We start from the raw sequence: 18,410 nt of genomic DNA, 5'->3' as shown, positions 1-18,410 counted from the left end.
CGGCGCCGGCCGGGCGGCCTCAGGAGGGCTTCTTCTTGCCGGTGTTGTTCTCGCAGTTGTCCGCCTGGCATTCGCCGTAGAGCACGAGCGTGTGCTTGGACAGGTCGAAGCCGGATTTCTGCGCGACGTCGCGCTGGCGCTGCTGCATCTCGTCGTCGAAGAATTCCTCGATCTTGCCGCACTTCACGCAGATCAGGTGATCGTGCGGGCCCTGCTCGAGCTCGAACAGGGCATGACCGTCCTCGAAGTGGTGGCGGATGACGAGGCCGGCGTCCTCGAACTGCGACAGCACGCGATAGATGGTGGCCAGGCCGATGTCCTCCTCGTCCTCCATGAGCAGGCGATACACGTCCTCCGCGGACAGGTGGTCCTGCTTGTTGCTCTGGAGCACTTCCAGGATTTTCAGGCGCGGCAGCGTCGCTTTGAGTCCGGCTTTGCGCAGATCGCTGGATTGCATGGCTCAACACCTCGAATGTGGCGGGCGGTCGCGCGTCGTTGGACCGCCGCGGCGCTGAATGATTCGGATTCAGCCGGGCTCATCGATCGTACGTCAGCGCGCGACCGATACAGCCTTGGCTAAGTTTACCTTCATGATAGGCCAGTTGGCCAGATACGAAAGTGCTCGTGACGCGGCTTGTGAAGACGTGTCCCGCGAACGGCGACCAGCCGCATTTGGCGTGGATGGGCTCGTCGTCCACCGCGGTCCGGCCGGCCATGTCCACCAGCACCAGATCCGCCCAGTAGCCTTCGCGGAGGTAGCCGCGCCCGGCCACCCCGAAACGCTCGGCGGGGTTGTGCGCGGCCTTGGCGACCAGCTGCTCCAGGCTGAAGTGGCCGGCCGAGACGTGATCCAGCAGCGAGACCAGCGCATGCTGGACCAGCGGCAGGCCCGCCGGCGCCTTGAAGTAGGCGTTGGCCTTCTCCTCGGCCTGATGCGGGGCGTGATCCGTCGCCAGCACATCGATGCGGTCTTCGGCCACGGCTTTCAACAGTGCCGCGCGATCGGCGGCGGTCTTGATCGCCGGGTTGCACTTGATCAGCGTGCCGCGCGCGGCGTAATCGTTGTCGTCGAAGAACAGATGATGCACGCAGGCCTCGGCGGTGATCTGTTTGCCGGCCATCGGTCCGGGCGCGAACAGGTCGAGCTCGTCCGCGGTGGTGATGTGGAGGATGTGCAGATTCGTGCCGTGCCGGCGCGCCAGGTCGACCGCCTTCGAGGAGGAGGCGTAGCAGGCCTCGCGCGAGCGGATCACCGGATGCTGGCTCATGGGCACGTCCTCGCCGTAGTGATCGCGGGCCCGCGCGGCGTTGGCCTCGATCATCGGCGTGTCCTCGCAGTGGGTCAGCACGGTCAGCGGCGAATGCTCGAAGATCTGTTCGAGTGCTGTGTCGTCATCGACGAGCATCCGGCCGGTGGAGGCCCCCATGAAGATCTTCACGCCTGCGGCGAGCGAGGTGTCGAGCGCCTTGATCTGCTCGATGTTGTCGTTGGTGGCGCCGAAGTGGAAGCCGTAGTTCGCGCTGCAGCGGCCCGCGGCCAGCGCGTGCTTGGCCACCAGCGCGTCGTGATCCACGGTCGGCGGCTTGACGTTGGGCATGTCCATGAAGCTGGTGATGCCGCCGACCACCGCCGCGGCCGACTCGCTGGCCAGGTCGGCCTTGTCGGTGAGGCCGGGCTCGCGGAAATGGACCTGGTCGTCGATCATGCCGGGCAGCAGGAACCGGCCCGCGGCGTCGATGACCTCGACCCCGGCCGGGGCATCGATGGCGGCGGCGATCTTCTCGATGCGGCCGTTGCCGATCAGCACATCGGCTTCGCGGCGTTCGCCCTCGTTGACCAGGCAGGCGTTGGTGATCAGATAATCGCTCATGGCGGCAGCGCTCGTCGTATGGCGGGGCTCAGTTTAGCGCCCGCCGCGGGGTCGCGGCAGGGCGGGCACGTTCACGCCGGACCGCGGCACACGATCGCGCCCTTGCCGACGCCCTCGTAGGCGCGCACCTCGAGGTGTCGGTCGGGCAGCTCGGCGGCGAGTGTGTCGGCGATGTGCGCGGCGACGTTCTCGACCGTCGGCGGCCCGTCGAGGAGCACGCAGCGCCCCGCGTCGATCGTCAGGGCGAAGCGTCCCTGCGGCGCGACGTAGTCGAAGTGGTGGCGGCCGTCGGCGTCGCGGCGGGCGAGATCCGCGCGGTCGCCGATGAACACCCCCTGCCAGCCCTCGGCCCAGCGTCGGGCCCGCGCCGGGTCGTCGCGGCCGTCGACCGCGATCGCCAGCCGGCAGCGATGGCCGTGTCCCATGCGCTGGCAGTTGCCGTCGTGGCTGCGCAGCCCGTGGCAGTAGTGGTAGGCGGCGCCGTCGATGGCCTCGGCCCGCAGCGACAGCTGCAGATCGTCGATGTTGTCCGGCAGCAGCGGCGCGATGCGGTCGGTGAGCCAGTCCGCGAGCAGCGCCGGTCCGATGCGCTCGGCGTCGAGCAGCGCCACGCCCTCGGCCGGGCCGGCGTAATCGATGTGGGCGCCGCGGGTGGTCGTCAGACGCAGGTCATCGCCGTGACGTGACAGCCCCGGCGCCCGCAGCGGGACCAGCAGCCGGTGGTCGAGGCGTTCGTCGATCGCCCGCTTGAGCAGACGCCGGGCGGGGCCGAAGTCGAACAGCATGCCGTGGGCGTCGCGCGTGCCCGACAGGCGGGCGTCGACCAGCCAGGTGCGGCCGTCGAGGCCGGTGTCCGGATCCAGAACCCCGCAGTCGATGTGGGTGACCTGCTCGACGAACAGATCGACGGTGTCGCCCGGCTTCACACCGCGTCGGAGAGGTCGATGCCGCGCTCGGGCAGCATCACCGGCAGGTCGTCGTCCACGCGATAGGCGGTGATCCCGTCGGCGGTGATCAGCGCGGCCTGCAGGGGGCGATCCACCGGGCTGCCGTCGGCATAGTGGGCGCGGCCGGCCTCGATCGCCGCGTTCAGGCGGGACAGCGTCCCGGCTTCGGCCGGTGCGACCGCCGCACCGGTGGCGGGGCAGACGAGGATGTCGAGCAGTTGCTTGTCCACGAAACGGCCTGAGCGGTCGGGTGATGTGCGGATTCTAGGGCCTGTTGACGTTTTGTACGAATCCGCGCCAAGCGCTTCCTGAAAATTTGACCATGGGCGGCAAGACGAGGCGTAGTGCGCGCCGTGCAGTCACTCTGCACCAGCGTGCGACAACGCTGGATTGCCGTCTTGTCGTTGATTTTCCGGGCGCTCGTCCCGAAGGATTGGGCCGCCCACAAAACCACTAGGGGCGCCCGGCGGCGTTGCGAGCCTGTGCCGCGGCACGCCCAGAGCCGGCGGCTCGCGCCTTGCCGGACACGATTTGCGGTCGGAAACCAAAGCGTTCGGACGATACGTCAACATACCCTGGCACTGTGCCCGGCCTCAGACCGTGGCCTTCAGGCCGGCCACCGCGATCACGATCGCCGCGATGCAGGCCAGTCGCGCCGGGCGCGCGGAATCGCCCCAGCAGACGATGCCGACGACAGTGCTGCCGAGCGCGCCGATGCCCGTGAACACACCGTAGGCCACGGCCATGGGAATATCGGCCATCGCGAGTCGCAGGCAGGTCAGGCCGAGGCCGAAGCCGAGGACGCCGAGTGCCAGGCCGGTGGCGTATCGGCGCCGGGTCAGGCGCTCGAAGCCCGCCACGCCCACGATCTCGAAGCCGCCCGCGGCGAGCAGCAACAGCCAGCTCATCGCTGGTTCCCGGTGGACGTGAGCTTGAGCCCGATGACGCCGCCGATCAGCAAGGTCAGGCAGGCCAGCGCCGCAGGGCCGAGCGCCTGCCCGAAAACGGCCGCGTCGAGCATGGCGGTGCCGGCCGCGCCCAGACCCACGAACACCACGTAGACGGTGGTGGCCGGCAGACGGCGGGCCGCACCCAGCGCAAGCGCAAAACTCGCGAGTACGCAGGCCGCCGTCGCCAGCCAGTCGAGTGCGCCGTCCGCGGCCTTGAGGCCGCCGACCCAGCCCACCTCGGTGAGCGCGGCGGCGACCAGCCATGCCCAGGATCTCATCGCATACTCCGGATGAAACGAATACGAACTAACGGTCGTTAGTATAAGGTCGTCACAGGCAACTGCAAGGGCCGCAACGCCGGGGCCGGGTTAAGATGCCGACATGTCCAGCTCGACCCGCGTGCCCACCGCCGATCGCATCCACGACACGGCGCTGCGACTGTTCGCCCGTCAAGGCTACGAGGCGACCACGCTCGGCCAGATCGCCGATGCCGTGGGCATCCGCAAGCCGTCGCTGTACAACCATATCCGCAGCAAGGAGGCGCTGTTCCTATCGCTCGTGGAACGGGTCGAGGCGCGCTTTTTCGAGATCCAGGACGCCAGCCTGGCGCGCCACGCCGACACCCCGGTCGAGACACGCCTGCGCGCCCTGATCGAGGATCTCGGCGCCTTCATCTTCGCCGAGGACCAGGGCAGTTTCTACAAACGCTTCCTGCTGTTTCCACCGGAGCCGCTGCGGGCGGCGATTCGCGAGATCAACGCCCGCAGCGAAGCGCGCATCGACGCGGCGCTGGAGGCGCTGCACGCTCAGGGCATGCGCGAGAACGTCTGGCCGGGGCTGGCCTGCCGGACGTTCACGGATGCCTTCTACTGCCTGATGGACGGGCTCTACACCGAGCGCTTCATCTACGACGAGGCGGAGTATCGCCGCCGGCTGGATTCGGCCTGGCAGGTGTTCCGGGCCGGGCTGGTCGGGGCGCGTTCCTAGCGTCTGTCACGACGTCTCGAGAACGCTGCGTCAGAGACTGCACGGGCTGCTGCACGGCGCGGTCGCCGACCGCGACGCCACGATCGAGACATGCAACGCCGCGGGGTACCCGTTCGCGAATGGCTCATGGGCGGACCGCCCCGGCTGTCCGAGCGCCTCATCAAACGAACACACTGCGGCAATCAGCGTTGCGGCCCGCTGGCGTGACGTGACCGTGCTGCACGTGCTGCATTCCGTTCCGCCGCGCGACGGCGACCCGGCGCGGGGGCGCATGAGCCGTCGCCAGGCCATGGCGTCGCCGCAGACGCGCCCCGACTGGCGCCTCGTCTCGCGCGGGTCGACGGCTCCGGCCACCGATGGGGAGAACGCTGGCAGCCAAACTGGCCCGGCCCAGATGCCGGAAACGCAGTCGCGACACCCCGTACCGCTTCGTCTCCAGCGTCGGCGGCCACGATAGGGCCGCTTGTCGAACGGGAACGAGGGCGCGCTGCCGGCCCTGTCCGGACCTTGCCAGAACCCTTATTCGAGCGTGGCGCGCGTTCGCCGCGATCGAGGCTTGATTGAAACGTAATAATATAACAATATAGGCCGCGTCTCAGGACCATCATTCGACAAGGGAGCATTTCATGGGGGCATCGCCTACGCGCCGGCGCCACGTCGGCATTGCCGGCCTGGTTGCTGCAACGTTATTTCATTCGTATGCCGCAGCTCAGGACGCGGATGGCTCCGCGGCAGAATCGCTCGGGGCCCTCGATGCGCCGTCAACGGAACGTGCGCTCGGCCCGATTTCGGTCACCGGCGCGCCGCTGCCCGGCAGCCCGCTGTCGCAGGCCGCCGATGTCGATATCGTCGATTCCGATGCGATGGAAGCCCAGGGCGCGAGCAACCTCGGCGAAGCGGTCGACGATCTGGCCGGCGTGAATTCGATCAGCACCGGCAACAGTGTGGGCAAACCGGTCATCCGCGGCTTGTCGGGCGAGCGCATCAAGATCCTGTCCAACGGCGTGGGCGTGGATCACCAGCAGTTCGGCGTACGTCATATGCCGACCACCGACACGTTCCTGCTGGATCGCGTTGAAGTCGTGCGCGGCGCATCGAGCGTGCTCTACGGCTCCAGCGCGCTGGGCGGCGCGATCAACCTGCTGCCGCCCGACATCGCCTGGGATACCCCGGTCGAAGGCGAAACGCTCACCCGCTATTCCACCAACAACGACCAATGGGATACCGGCATCAAGGCCAGCGGCGGCAACGGCCGCCTCGGCTATGCCGCCGGTATCGTCCGGCGCAGCGCGGGCGATATCGAAACCCCGGATGAGTCGACCTATTTCCCGCCGCCGCCGGCCGAACGGTTCCGGGATGCGCCGGCCTATACCGGCCAGCTGGGGTATACCGATTTCGACCAGGTCAACGGCGACTTCGCGCTCGGCTATCGCGACGACGACGGCGGGAAGTGGACCGCGCGCTATTCGCGCTTCAACGACGAACACAACTTCCTGCTGCCGCCGCCGGCCGGCAATCTGCCGCCCGCGGCCGGCGAAGAAGGGGTGGGCCAGTACATCGACAACGAACAGATCGAGCTCGCCGGGGAGAAACAGGTCGGCAGCATCACCTGGAAACCCAGGCTCGTCTGGCAGAACAACCGTCGCCGCTCGAACGTGGCCGGCACGCCGCGCGCGGCCGGTTTCGACAACGCCATCGATATCGAATTCGATCAGTACACCGCACGGTTGGAAGGCCAGCACGGCCCGGTCCTCGGGCTGGACGGTGGCACGGTGGGTATCGAATACGTCACCAAGGACCAGGTCTCGCGCGGCACCACCCAGCTCTCGCCGGGCGGCACCGTCGACAATGCTGCGATTTTCGCGTTCGAGGAGAAAGGCATCGGCGATCTATTGCTTCAGGCCGGGCTGCGCTACGACCATCACGAAGTCGAGGGCGAGGCGTCCAAGACGGCCAACCCCTCGGCCAGCGTGGTCGATGCCGACAAACAGTCCTACGATGTGATCACCGGCTCCCTGGGTGGTATCTACAGCCTGACCGACCGGCTGTCGGTCGCGGCCAACGTCGGTCGCGGTTTTCGCTCACCGAGCCTGTTCGAGCTGTACGCGGCCGGCCAGCACGGTGGCGTCGCGGCATTCCAGGTGGGCGATCCGGACCTCGAGGAAGAGACCTCGCTGAATACCGACCTGTCGCTACGCTGGGCATCCGACACCCTGCGGGCCAAGGCCACCGTCTATCGCAATACGATCGACAACTACATCTTCCTGCGCGATACCGGCGAAACCATGGCCGGCCTGCCGGTGTTGGCGAACGACCAGACCGATGCACGGCTGATCGGCGCCGAGTTGTCGATCGAAGCCGACGTCAGCGATGCCGTCACTCTGTCGCTCACCGGCGAGACCGTCGACGGCGAACGCCGCGACAACGGCGACGAACTGCCGCTGCTGCCGGCCGACAGCGTCAGCCTCGGCGCGGATTTCACGCCCGCCAACGAAGGCTGGCTGCGCGATCCGCGGGCCTCGGTCAAGCTCAGCTATTACGCGTCGAAGGACGCCGCGCCGGGCGAGCCGTTCGCCCAGTTCGACGATGCGCCGTTCGGCTCGGCTTCGACCGACGACTACTATCTCGTCGATCTCGGTGCCGGGTTTTCACCGCAGATCGCCGGTCAGACCGTGCATCTCGATCTGGCCGTCAACAACCTGCTCGACGAGGACTATCGCGGCTTTCTCGATACCTACAAGGGCTATGCGCTGTCGCCGGGGCGTGACATCCGGCTGACCGCGCGTCTGCCGTTCGGGGGCTAGCGATGGGCCATACCGGTACGGGTGCAGCGGCCGACCCGCGCGGGCGCGGCGCCGGCCATGCGATAGGGCTGGTCTTTCTGTGCGTGGTCGCGCTCGGCGCGCTGGCCGGATACGACAAGGTCGCCCTAATCGCCCTGGTCGCCTGTGCCGGGATGTCTGCCGGCGCCGTGCTTGGTTACCGGGCGACGGGCTCGAGTACGGCATGGCAGGCCCTCGACGGCGTGGCCGGGGGCGCGATGATAGCGGCGGCCTGTGTTCTGCTGCTGCCGGCGGCGATCGAACTGGACCCGCCGCTGGCGGGTCTGGGCGTGGCGCTGGGACTGCTGTTCGGCCTTGCGCTGCACCGGACCTGTCGCGAACGGGCCTGGCCGCCGGGCGCGCTGGGCGAATCCCGTCTGATTGCGCTGACCGTGCATTCAGCCGGCGCCGGTGTGGTCATCGGCATGCTCTACGGGCAGATGCCCGAGCTCGGGCTGTGGCTGGGCACGGTCATCGTCGCGCACAAACTGCCGGCCGGTTACGCCGTCGCCCGCCGCCTGCGCGCGCAGGGCGGGGCACTCGCCGGCGTCGCGTTGCCGGCCTGTGCGGTGGGAGTCGTGGCGGTGCCGGTCGCAACGGCCAGCGCAGTGCTGCCGCCCTCTGCCGCGGTGGGCGCGGTGTGCCAGGGGCTGGCCGCCGGCGTCTTCCTGCACGTCGGCCTGGAATGCGTGGCGCTGGAAGGGCCCGGCGGCGCGGCCGTCGAGTCGCCCGGCTGGCGGATCTGGCTGCCGGTGGGCGTCGGCATGGGCCTGATGATGGCGCTGCGTATCGCCTTCGGCTGAGCGTTCGTCTGCATGGGGCGCTCGGCATGGCGTTCGCCACCGCAGGCGGTATGCGCCCAAGGGCGATCGCCGACGGCCGATCACGCCCATCGCTGTGAACCGCGTCGAGCGGCGCGCGGCGCGGGTCGATGTTTGCTTAGTGACCGACGACGCGTGCGTTCGATCCGCGTGCCGGGCGGCCGTGGACTCAGGCGTTGCCGGGCGGGCAGGGGACCGTTCGACTGCCGGCGACCCCTCAACTGCGTCGTGTCGATGTCTCGTCTTGCTCCGATGTCTTTACGCCTCCCGACATCGGGGCTCTTTTTGGCGCGATCGGGCGCTTGTCGTGCCTTTTCGTATACTGTAAACAGCATCCAGTTACAGAACGCATGTGGCAGCGTACGCTGGCACGCAGCGACGTTGTGTCGGGGGAGTTCATGCCGGAAAAGATACAGAAGCTGCTCGTCGCCAACCGCGGCGAGATCGCCATTCGCGTCATGCGCGCGGCCAACGAGATGGGCATCCGCACGGTGGCGATCTATGCCCAGGAGGATCGCTTCGCCCTGCACCGCTTCAAGGCGGACGAAAGCTATCTGGTCGGCGAGGGCGAAAAGCCCATCGCGGCCTATCTGGATATCGAAACGATCGTGGAGATCGCCCGCACGGCGGGCGCGGATGCCATTCATCCCGGCTACGGTTTTCTGTCGGAGAATCCGGCGCTGGCGCGGGCCTGTGCCGAGGCCGGCATCATCTTCATCGGGCCGCCTGCCGAGGTGCTCGAGGCCTTCGGCGACAAGGTCTCGGCCCGGCATGCCGCCGAGCGCACGCGGGTGCCGGTGGTGCCGGCCTCGGAGGAGTTGCCGGATGACGATGCCGCGGTCGAGCGCGCCGCGACGGACGTCGGCTTCCCGATCATGATCAAGGCCAGCTGGGGCGGCGGCGGCCGCGGCATGCGGCGGGTGGAGGATGCCGACGCGCTGCTCGGCGAGGTGGCCACCGCGCGCAGCGAGGCGGGCTCGGCGTTCGGCAACGACGCCGTCTATCTGGAAAAGCTCATCGAGCGAGCCCGCCACGTCGAGGTCCAGGTTCTGGGCGATGCCCACGGCAACGTGGTGCACCTGTTCGAGCGCGACTGCTCGGTGCAGCGGCGCAACCAGAAGGTGGTCGAGCGCGCGCCCGCGCCCTATCTGGACGCCGAGACCCGGGCGGGCCTGTGCGACGCGGCCCTGCGCCTGTGCCGCGAGGTGGGCTACGTCGGCGCGGGCACGGTGGAATTCCTGCTCGACGTGGACAGCGGCGCGTTCTATTTCATCGAGGTCAATCCGCGCATTCAGGTCGAGCACACGGTCACCGAGGAAGTCACCGGCGTGGACATCGTGCGTGCGCAGATCCGCATCGCCGAGGGCGGGGCCATCGGTGCGGACGAGGCGCTGCCGGGCCAGGACGCGATCACCATAGACGGCCACGCGCTCCAGTGCCGCGTGACCACGGAGGATCCCGAGAACGGCTTCGCCCCCGACCACGGCCGCCTGACCGCCTACCGCAGTTCCGCCGGTTTCGGCGTGCGTCTGGACGGCGGCACCGCCTACACCGGCGCGGTGATCACGCCCTACTACGACTCGCTGCTGGTCAAGGTCACGACCTGGGCGCGCACGGTCGACGCCACCATCGCTCGCATGGATCGCGCGCTGCGCGAGTTCCGCATCCGCGGGCTGTCGACCAACCTGCAGTTCCTCGAGAACGTCATCGGCCACCCGAAGTTCGCGGCGGCCGAGTACACCACGCGCTTCATCGACACCACGCCGGAGCTGTTCGAGTTCAAGACCCGCCAGGATCGGGCGACGCGGCTGCTGCGCTACATCGGCGACGTCACCGTCAACGGCCACCCGCAGATGGAAGGCCGCAGCGTGCCCGGCGGCGTCTTCCCCGAAGCGCCGCTGCCGGCCTGCGACCTGACCGCGCCGCCGCCGCGCGGGCTCCGCGACGAACTGCTCGAGCGCGGCCCGGCCGCCTTCGGCCAGTGGCTGCGCGACCAGCCACGCGTGCTGCTCACCGACACCACCATGCGCGACGCCCACCAGTCGCTGCTGGCCACCCGCATGCGCACCCGCGACATCGCCGCCGTCGCGCCCCACTACGCGCGCCTGCTGCCGGGGCTGCTGTCGCTGGAATGCTGGGGCGGGGCGACCTTCGACGTCGCCCTGCGCTTTCTCAAGGAGGACCCCTGGGACCGGCTGCGTCGCATCCGCGAAGCCGCGCCCAACATCCCGCTGCAGATGCTGCTGCGGGCCTCCAACGCGGTCGGCTACACCAACTACCCCGACAACGTCGTGCGCTACTTCGTGGCCCAGGCGGCTCAAAACGGCATCGATATCTTCCGCGTGTTCGACTCGCTCAACGGGGTCGACAACATGCGCGTGGCCATGGACGCGGTCATCGAGGCCGGCGCCGTCTGCGAGGCCGCGATCTGCTACACCGGCGATCTGTTCGACGAAGGCCGGCCGAAATACAACCTCAAGTACTACGTCGACAAGGCGAAGGCGCTGGAGGCCGCCGGGGCCCACGTGCTGGGCATCAAGGACATGGCCGGGATCTGCCGGCCGAAGGCGGCGCGCGCGCTCGTGCGGGCGCTCAAGGAAGAGATCAGCCTGCCGATCCACTTCCACACCCACGACACCTCCGGCATCGCGGCCTCCACGCTGTTGGCCGCGGTCGAGGCGGGCGTGGACGCCATCGACGGCGCGCTGGATTCGATGAGCGGGCTGACCTCGCAACCGAACCTCGGCTCGATGGCGGCCGCGCTCGAACACACCGAGCGCGATCCGGGCCTCGACCGTGCAAGCATGCAGTCGCTGTCCGACTACTGGGAGGGCGTGCGCAGCGTCTACGCGCCGTTCGAGGCCAACGTGCGCTCGGGCACGGCCGACGTCTATCGCCACGAGATGCCGGGTGGGCAGTACACCAATCTGCGCGAGCAGGCCCGCGCGCTGGGCCTGGCCGAGCGCTGGCCCGAGATCGCGAAGGCCTATGCCGAGGTGAACCAGCTGTTCGGCGACATCGTGAAGGTCACGCCCACCTCCAAGGTGGTCGGCGACATGGCCCTGCACATGGTCTCCAACGATCGCACCGCGGCTGAGATCGCCGATCCGAACGTCGATATCGACTTTCCCGATTCGGTCGTCGCGCTGTTCAAGGGCGAGCTCGGCTTTCCGGCCGACGGCTTCCCGAAGGATCTGCAGGCCAAGGTGCTGCGCGGCGAACCGCCGCTGACCGATCGGCCGGGCGCGCTGCTCGAGCCCGTGGACCTGGCCGCGGAGAAGCAGGCCGCGGAAGCCGCGCTCGGCGCCGAGCTCTCGGACGCGGAACTGGCCTCGCATCTGATGTATCCGAAGGTCTTCGCCGACTACGTCGCGCACCGGCAGCGCTACGGCGACGTCAGCGGCCTGTCGACCCAGGTCTTCTTCTACGGCCTGCGCGGCGAGGAGGAGACCCACGTCGACATCGAGACCGGCAAGCGGCTGATCATCAGCCTGCAGGGGCAGGCCGAGGCCGACGAGGCCGGCATCGTGCGGCTGTTCTTCGAGCTCAACGGCCAGCCGCGGCCGATCCGCATCGCCAAGGCCGGCAGCGATGCCGCCGCGGCCCACCCCAAGGCGGACAAGGCCAATCCCGATCACGTCGGCGCGCCCATGCCCGGCATGGTGGTGCATACCGCCGTGCAGGTCGGCCAGGAGGTCGCCGCCGGCGAGGCGCTGCTCGGGCTGGAGGCGATGAAGATGGAGACCACCATCTCGGCGCCGCACGCCGGCCGGGTCGCCGAGCTGCACGTCTCCAGCGGCGTCACCGTCGCGGCGGGCGATCTGCTGGTGACCCTGGAGAGCGGCTAGCGGACGCCGGGCCGGCCGCCGCCCGGCCCGGCAGCAACGGGTTCGGCCCAGCGCCCGGCGAGCGGCTGCGGCGCCGACGGTCGTCTATCGGGCCGTGCGGTCGCCGGACTCGAAGGCGTCGAGGAAACGGTCGCGGAACGCGTCCATGCGCCAGACCGGTGTCGTCGCGGTCGGCCGCATGCCCCGCGCCCACTGCCAGCCGTCGATCGCCGACAGCACGTCGGCGTCCGCGGCGATCAGATGCACGGGCACGTCCCGGGTCGCCGCATCGCCGGTGACCAGCGGCGCGGGCTGATGATCGCCGAGGATCACCAGCACCAGATCCTCGTGGCCGTAGGTCTCGACGAAGGAGGCCAGCGTCGCCAGCGCGTAGTCGATGGCCTTGCGGTACTGGGCGCGCACGCGCTCGTTGTCCTGCCAGACCACGGACGGCGGATCGCCGGCGTCGGCGTAGGCGTCGAACACCTGGCCGTCGCCCACCGCCGACCAGTCCAGCAGCGGCGGAATCGGCGTCCACGGCGCGTGGCTGGAGATGAGCGCGACTTCGGCCATCACCGGGTCGTCGTCGCCGCGGGCGAGCTCGCGGCGCTGGAGTGCGGCCAGGGTGTACTGGTCCGGCATGGTCACCCAGTTGAAGGGCCGGCCTTCATAGCCCAGATCGTCGACGCCGTAGACGCGGTCGTAGCCGAACCACTCGCCCTCGGGCCAGGCCCGGGTGATGGCGGGCATGACCGCGACCGTGCGCCAGCCCGCCGCCCGGAAACGACGGTTGAGCGAGACGCGCTCGCTGGCCACCAGCTGCTCGTAGCGCGCCTGGTTGTCCACCCACAGCCCCGAGAACAGCGTGCCGTGGGCGAGCCAGCTCTGGCCGCCCACGGTCGGCGAGGTCAGCCAGCCGCTGCGCGCGCCGAAGCCGGCGTCGGCGAGCCGGCGTTCGAATGCGGCCAGCCGCGGGCCGATCGTGTCCGCATAGCGCGGCCGCTCGAACACGGTGCGGCCGTAGGACTCGACGAATACGAACAGCACGTCCTTGCCCGCCAGCGGGCCGAAATCGGCGCCGTCGTCGGCGGTTGCCGAACCCCTGGCCAGGCGCGCGCGAAAGACGGCGAGATCGCGCAGCGCGCGCTGGGTCTCGGTCACCCGGGCCAGCAGCAGGCGGCTGTTGTCGATGCCCACCAGCGGCGGGCGCGCGGCTGCGGGCGCCAGCAGCAGGAGTGTGCCCGCGACCGCGAGGCCGGCGCTCGCGATCGCGGCGGCCCGACGCCGTGAACGCGGCCAATCCTGCAGTCCGCGCAGCCCGGCCGCGATCAGCCACAGAAGGCCGAAGAACAGCAGTGCGATCGCGGCCAGCAGCAGCGCGGCCACCCCCGGGCCGAGCGCCCGCGAGAGCACGTTCCAGCCGAAACCGGGCAGGGCGGCGTCCAGCGCCGGGTTGAAGCTGCGGCCGATGGCCAGCCGGGTCGCGAGATCGACCAGCTTGAACAGCAGCAGCAGGCCCACGGCCAGCGTCGCCCCCAGGCGCGTCGCCCGGGCCAGCGGCGCCGGCATGATCAGGACCGCGAGCACGAGCAGCGCCAGCTCGATCGGCAGGCCGATATAGGCCGTCGGCGCGGCGGGTGCGGCCGGCAGGGCGAAGACCGCATAGGCCAGCGCGATGGCCAGCGGCGCGCCGACCCGGGCCCGCAGCGTACGGTGCGGCAGTAGCGCGATCACCCGCTCCGCCGGCGCAGAAACGGCGCCATGCAGCGCGCCGGCTCGTCGGTCTCGAAGGCCGCGCCGAAGACCGACACGCTGTGATCGAGCGCGGTCTCGAGATCGGCATCGGCCCAGTGCTGGTTCAGCCGCTTCTGGGCGCCGACAGCCCGCGCTCCGGCGGCGACGATCGCGGCCGCGCTCTGTTCGACGAGGGCGTCCAGCTCCTGCGCCTCCGCGACGAACTGGAAGAATCCCCAGGCCCGGGCCTGCTCGGCGTCGACCGTCTCGCCGGTCAGCGTCAGCCAGTCGCTGGCGCCCTGGCCGATCAGGCCCGGCAGCAGCGCGGCGTGCACCACCGAGGGCAGGCCGACGCGCACCTCGGGCATGCCGACCCGGGCGGCGCTCGCGGCCAGCCGGATGTCGCAGGCCGCGGCCAGCTCCATGCCGGCGCCGAGGCAGTGGCCCGGCACCCGGGCGATCACGGGTACCGGCAGCGCCCGCACCGCATCGCACAGCGCACGCACGCGGGTGATGAAGGCCCGCGCGGACTCCGGCGCCAGCGCGGCCATCTCGTGGATGTCGGCGCCGGCGACGAAGGCGCGCTCGCCGCTGCCGCGCAGGATCAGTACGCGCGGATCGGTGCGTCCGGCCAGCCACTGCAGCGCGTCGGTCAGCCCGCGCAGCACCGGCGTGCCGAGAATGTTCAGGGCGCCGGCCTCGACGATCGTCAGCGTGTAGACGCCGCGGTCGTCGCAGGTCAGCCGGGCGTGCTCGAAATCCGGGATCGATGCGCTCATCCGTGTCTCCGTGTCGGTCGGACGGGGTGACGGCCGCCGTGCCCGTGTCGGAGTGGGGCCGGAAGGCGGGCGGCCGTCACCGGATGCGTCCATGTTACGCGGGCGCCGCCCGGGGCGATGTCGGTACGGCGCCCCGGCCCGCGGACGGCGGAGGTGCTGTCCGGGATGCCGCAGGCCGGCCTCGCGCGCGTCCGCGAGGACGGTCCACGCGAGCGGGGCAGGGCAACCGGCCACGGCGATGGCGGGCTGGCGGCGGCGCTCGCGCATCCACGCGTCATCGGGCAGAGCGACCCGGCCGCGTTCGTTCGGCGTCGCGCCGGCAAGCGGGGACGTTTGGGCACCGCGGGCTGCTGCGGCCGAGCCGGTCGCCGTCGGCGGCATGACGCGCCGGGCGGCCGCGCCGGTCGCATCGCGGCTCGACGGAGCCCGCCGGGTTGTCGCCGTGCTTCGACGCGCGAGCGGGGGGCGGAAACGGTCGGTCGGGTGCGGCGTGCACGGCGCAGGGCCGGTGTGCCGGCGATCGGGGCTGGCCTTTTCCGAGGGCGTCGTGTCGCGCGGGCGTCAGTCTCGCGGCCTGCTCGGCGCTGCGTGCGGGCGCCGGGCATCGCGCCTCAGCCATCGTGGATTCGGCCGTTTCGACCGTCGGGGCGCGGCCGTGATCGGCACGCCGTGGCAGGTCTTCTGAACGGCGGCGACACGGCCGCGACGGCGATCGATTGTCGCAGTGACGCGTCCGCCGAACGCCGCGGAGCCGGCTGTTCCACCAAAGTTGAATGGGCCGCCGAACACGGCGTGCTGCATTGTGCAACCAAAGACATAAAAACAACGATGCGAGGAGATTCGCGATGGTCAGCGTGCAACGTGTACTGGCAGGGTGCGTCATGGCGGCGGCGGTCGGGGTCGGTCTGCCGGCCCAGGCCGCGGGCAACGACGACGGTCAGGTCAAGCTCGGGGTGCTCGGCGACATGTCGGGCGTGTATTCCAGCGGCTTCTCCGGCGACGGCGCGGTCGCCGCGGTGGAGATGGCGGCGGAGGACTTCGGCGGCGAGGTCCTCGGCAAGCCGATCGAGGTGGTCTCCGCGGACCACCAGAACAAGGCCGATGTCGCCTCGGCCACGGCGCGCGCCTGGATCGATCGCGACGGCGTCGACGTCATCATGGATCTGACCAACAGCGCGGTCGGGCTGGCGGTTCAGAATCTGGCCTCCGAGAAGGGCATCATCACCATCAACACCGGCTCGGCCACCTCCGAGCTCACCGGCGCGTCCTGCACCGAGTACGGTATCCACTACGGCTACGACACCCATGCCCTGCCGGTCGGCACGGCCACGGCCATCGTCAAGAACGGCGGTAAGAAGTGGTTCTTCATCACCGCCGACTATGCCTTCGGGCATTCGCTCGAAAAGAACACCCGGGCCGTGGTCGAGGAGCTCGGCGGCAGCGTCGTCGGCTCGGTGAACGCGCCGCTGAACACCAATGACTTCTCCTCCTACCTGCTGCAGGCTAAGAGCTCGGGCGCGCAGGTGATCGGGCTCGCCAACGCCGGTCAGGACACCACCAACGCGGTCAAGCAGGCCAACGAGTTCGGCATCGTCGCGGGCGGCCAGCAGCTGGCCGGCATGCTCGTGCTGCTGTCCGACATCCGCAGCCTCGGGCTGGAGACGACCGCCGGGCTGCAGTTCACCACCGGCTGGTACTGGGATCGGGACGAGGCCTCGCGCGAGTGGACCGAGCGCTATCTCGACAACGGCGGCACCACGCCGACCTCCCCGCACGCCGCGCTCTATTCCGCGACCATGGCCTATCTGAAAGCGGTCGAAGCGGCGGGCACCGACGAGAGCGATGCGGTACGCGAAGCCATGGGCAACAAGCCGATCGACGACTTCTTCGCCCAGGGCGGCACGATCCGCGACGACGGCCTGCTTGAGCACGACATGTATCTGCTCAAGGCCAAGCAGCCGTCCGAGTCCGAGGGGACGTGGGATCTGGCCACCATCGAACGCACGATTCCCGGCGACCGCGCCTACGCTTCGCTGGCCGAATCCGGCTGCCCGCGCGTGGCCGAGTAGCGCGGCCGCCGCCCGATGCCCGCCGGCCCGCGTGCCGGCGGGCAGGCCTTTGATTGCAACAACGAGCGAGTTTTCATGAGTGACAGCCAGATCGACCGTATCCGCAGCGCGGGCACGGTGCCGCTTTTCATCGACGGTGAATTCGTCGACAGCCGGACCACGGACTGGATCGAGCTGAGCAACCCCGCGACGCAGGACGTGATCGCGCAGGTGCCGGTGGCCACCGACGACGAGATGACGCGGGCAGTGGCGTCGGCCCGGGTGGCGTTCCGCGAATGGCGCGACGTGCCCACGATCGAGCGCGTGCGCTATCTGTTCCGCTATCAGGCGCTGCTCAAGGAACACCAGCAAGCCATCGCCGCGGTGCTCTCGGAGGAGACCGGCAAGACCTTCGCCGACGCCATGGGCGACGTCTGGCGCGGGATCGAGGTGGTCGAGCACGGCTGCGGCATGACCACCCACATGATGGGCGAGACCACCGAGAACGTGGCCCGCAACATCGACACCCACAGCTACGTCCATCCGATCGGCGTCTGTGCCGGCATCACCCCGTTCAACTTCCCGGCGATGATCCCGCTGTGGATGTATCCGCTGGCGGTGGCCTGCGGCAACGCCTTCATTCTCAAGCCCTCCGAGCAGGACCCGCTCACGCCCACCATGCTCACCGAGCTGTTCGCGCAAGCCGGCTTTCCGAAGGGCCTGCTGCAGGTGCTGCACGGCGACAAGCGCCAGGTGGATTTCCTGCTCGATCATCCGGACGTCCGGGCGGTGTCCTTCGTCGGTTCGGTGCCGGTGGCCGAGCACGTCTATCGCCGCGGCACCGACAACCTCAAGCGCGTCCAGGCGATGGCCGGCGCCAAGAACCACATGATCGTCATGCCGGACGCCGACAAGGCGCAGGTGGTCTCCGCGCTCGTGGGCTCGTCCTGCGGTGCGGCGGGTCAGCGCTGCATGGCGATATCGGTGGCCGTGCTCGTGGGCGAGGCCACCCGCGACTGGGTCGACGACATAGAGGCCGCGCTCGCCGACATCCGCCCGGGCGCGCCCGGGGACGACGGCGCCGCCTACGGGCCGCTGATCAACCGCAAGGCGCGCGATCGCGTGCGCGAGATCATCCGCGGCGCGGCCGCCGAGGGTGCCGACGTGCGTCTGGACGGCGCCGACTGCGTGGTCGAGGGTTATCCCGACGGCAATTGGATCGGGCCGACGCTGTTCGACAACGTCACCACCGGGATGCGCGTCTATCAGGAGGAGATCTTCGGACCGGCGCTGTGCGTGATCCACGTCGACACGCTCGAGGAAGCGATCGAGCTGGTCAACGCCAACCCCTACGGCAACGGCACCTCCATCTTCACGCGTTCGGGCGCCGCGGCCCGCAAGTATCAGCACGAGACCGAGGTCGGCCAGGTCGGCATCAACGTGCCGATCCCGGTGCCGGCGCCGTTCTTCTCGTTCACGGGGTCCAAGCATTCCTTCTTCGGCGATCTGCACGCCTACGGCAAGCAGGCGGTGCGTTTCTACACCGAGACCAAGACGGTGCTCTCGCGCTGGCCGGAGACCGATGTGCCGGACGGTCCGAACATGACGATCAACATGAAATGAC

The 18,410-nt window shown here is 69.6% G+C and carries 14 protein-coding genes; 6 read left to right on the top strand and 8 right to left on the bottom strand.

Annotation, left to right across the window (positions count from 1 at the left end):
* Positions 1 to 19: 19 nt before the first annotated feature.
* The 6 genes from fur to SAOR_RS14795 all read right to left on the bottom strand — a co-directional run bounded on the left by fur (position 20) and on the right by SAOR_RS14795 (position 4,046).
* Positions 20 to 457: a ferric iron uptake transcriptional regulator gene (gene fur, locus SAOR_RS14820; RefSeq protein WP_123632111.1), complete on the bottom strand. Its 438-nt coding sequence runs from the start codon at positions 455 to 457 to the stop codon at positions 20 to 22.
* Positions 458 to 536: 79 nt separating this feature from the next.
* Positions 537 to 1,871, bottom strand: a complete 1,335-nt coding sequence (locus SAOR_RS14815; RefSeq protein WP_123632110.1) for a dihydroorotase — start codon at positions 1,869 to 1,871, stop codon at positions 537 to 539.
* A 71-nt stretch (positions 1,872 to 1,942) separates the two neighbouring features.
* Complete coding sequence (locus SAOR_RS14810) at positions 1,943 to 2,797, bottom strand: 6-carboxytetrahydropterin synthase (protein ID WP_123632109.1); 855 nt, start codon at positions 2,795 to 2,797, stop codon at positions 1,943 to 1,945.
* Positions 2,794 to 3,048: a Trm112 family protein gene (locus SAOR_RS14805; protein ID WP_123591372.1), complete on the bottom strand. Its 255-nt coding sequence runs from the start codon at positions 3,046 to 3,048 to the stop codon at positions 2,794 to 2,796. The genes SAOR_RS14810 and SAOR_RS14805 overlap by 4 nt, the downstream gene beginning before the upstream one ends.
* Before the next feature lie 363 nt (positions 3,049 to 3,411).
* On the bottom strand, positions 3,412 to 3,726 hold the full coding sequence (locus tag SAOR_RS14800) for a DMT family transporter (protein ID WP_123632108.1): 315 nt from the start codon (positions 3,724 to 3,726) through the stop codon (positions 3,412 to 3,414).
* Positions 3,723 to 4,046 carry a DMT family transporter gene (locus SAOR_RS14795; protein WP_123632107.1) on the bottom strand — a complete coding sequence of 108 codons (324 nt, stop codon included), beginning with the start codon at positions 4,044 to 4,046 and terminating at the stop codon, positions 3,723 to 3,725. Before SAOR_RS14795 ends, SAOR_RS14800 begins: the two co-directional genes overlap by 4 nt.
* Positions 4,047 to 4,149: 103 nt before the next feature.
* On the opposite strand from SAOR_RS14795, the gene SAOR_RS14790 reads away from it, so the two are divergent.
* The 4 genes from SAOR_RS14790 (at position 4,150) to SAOR_RS14775 (ending at position 12,246) form a co-directional block, all read left to right on the top strand.
* On the top strand, positions 4,150 to 4,755 hold the full coding sequence (locus SAOR_RS14790; RefSeq protein ID WP_123632106.1) for a TetR/AcrR family transcriptional regulator: 606 nt from the start codon (positions 4,150 to 4,152) through the stop codon (positions 4,753 to 4,755).
* Positions 4,756 to 5,381: 626 nt separating this feature from the next.
* Positions 5,382 to 7,559, top strand: coding sequence for a TonB-dependent receptor (locus tag SAOR_RS14785; protein WP_123632105.1), 2,178 nt, complete (start codon positions 5,382 to 5,384; stop codon positions 7,557 to 7,559).
* 2 nt (positions 7,560 to 7,561) lie between these two features.
* On the top strand, positions 7,562 to 8,380 hold the full coding sequence (locus tag SAOR_RS14780; protein ID WP_123632104.1) for a ZIP family metal transporter: 819 nt from the start codon (positions 7,562 to 7,564) through the stop codon (positions 8,378 to 8,380).
* Between the two features lie 416 nt (positions 8,381 to 8,796).
* The gene (locus tag SAOR_RS14775; RefSeq protein WP_123632189.1) at positions 8,797 to 12,246 is read left to right on the top strand and encodes a pyruvate carboxylase; all 3,450 of its coding nucleotides are present in this window, start codon (positions 8,797 to 8,799) and stop codon (positions 12,244 to 12,246) included.
* An 84-nt stretch (positions 12,247 to 12,330) separates the two neighbouring features.
* Here SAOR_RS14775 and SAOR_RS14770 read toward each other — a convergent pair whose 3' ends face one another.
* Together SAOR_RS14770 and SAOR_RS14765 are read right to left on the bottom strand one after the other, a co-directional pair.
* Complete coding sequence (locus SAOR_RS14770; protein WP_123632103.1) at positions 12,331 to 13,959, bottom strand: alkaline phosphatase family protein; 1,629 nt, start codon at positions 13,957 to 13,959, stop codon at positions 12,331 to 12,333.
* A complete protein-coding gene (locus tag SAOR_RS14765; protein WP_123632102.1) occupies positions 13,956 to 14,738 on the bottom strand; it encodes an enoyl-CoA hydratase in 783 nt (260 codons plus the stop codon). The genes SAOR_RS14770 and SAOR_RS14765 overlap by 4 nt, the downstream gene beginning before the upstream one ends.
* Positions 14,739 to 15,619: 881 nt before the next feature.
* Here SAOR_RS14765 and SAOR_RS14760 point away from each other — a divergent pair.
* Positions 15,620 to 16,807, top strand: coding sequence for an ABC transporter substrate-binding protein (locus tag SAOR_RS14760; RefSeq protein ID WP_123632101.1), 1,188 nt, complete (start codon positions 15,620 to 15,622; stop codon positions 16,805 to 16,807).
* A 75-nt stretch (positions 16,808 to 16,882) separates the two neighbouring features.
* Positions 16,883 to 18,409 (top strand): CoA-acylating methylmalonate-semialdehyde dehydrogenase, encoded by a 1,527-nt coding sequence (locus SAOR_RS14755; RefSeq protein ID WP_123632100.1) that lies wholly within the window; start codon positions 16,883 to 16,885, stop codon positions 18,407 to 18,409.
* Position 18,410: the final 1 nt, after the last annotated feature.

The organism is Salinisphaera orenii subsp. orenii MK-B5 (assembly GCF_003788635.1).
Classification (GTDB): domain Bacteria; phylum Pseudomonadota; class Gammaproteobacteria; order Nevskiales; family Salinisphaeraceae; genus Salinisphaera; species Salinisphaera orenii.
This window is presented reverse-complemented; position numbering and strand designations above follow the sequence as displayed.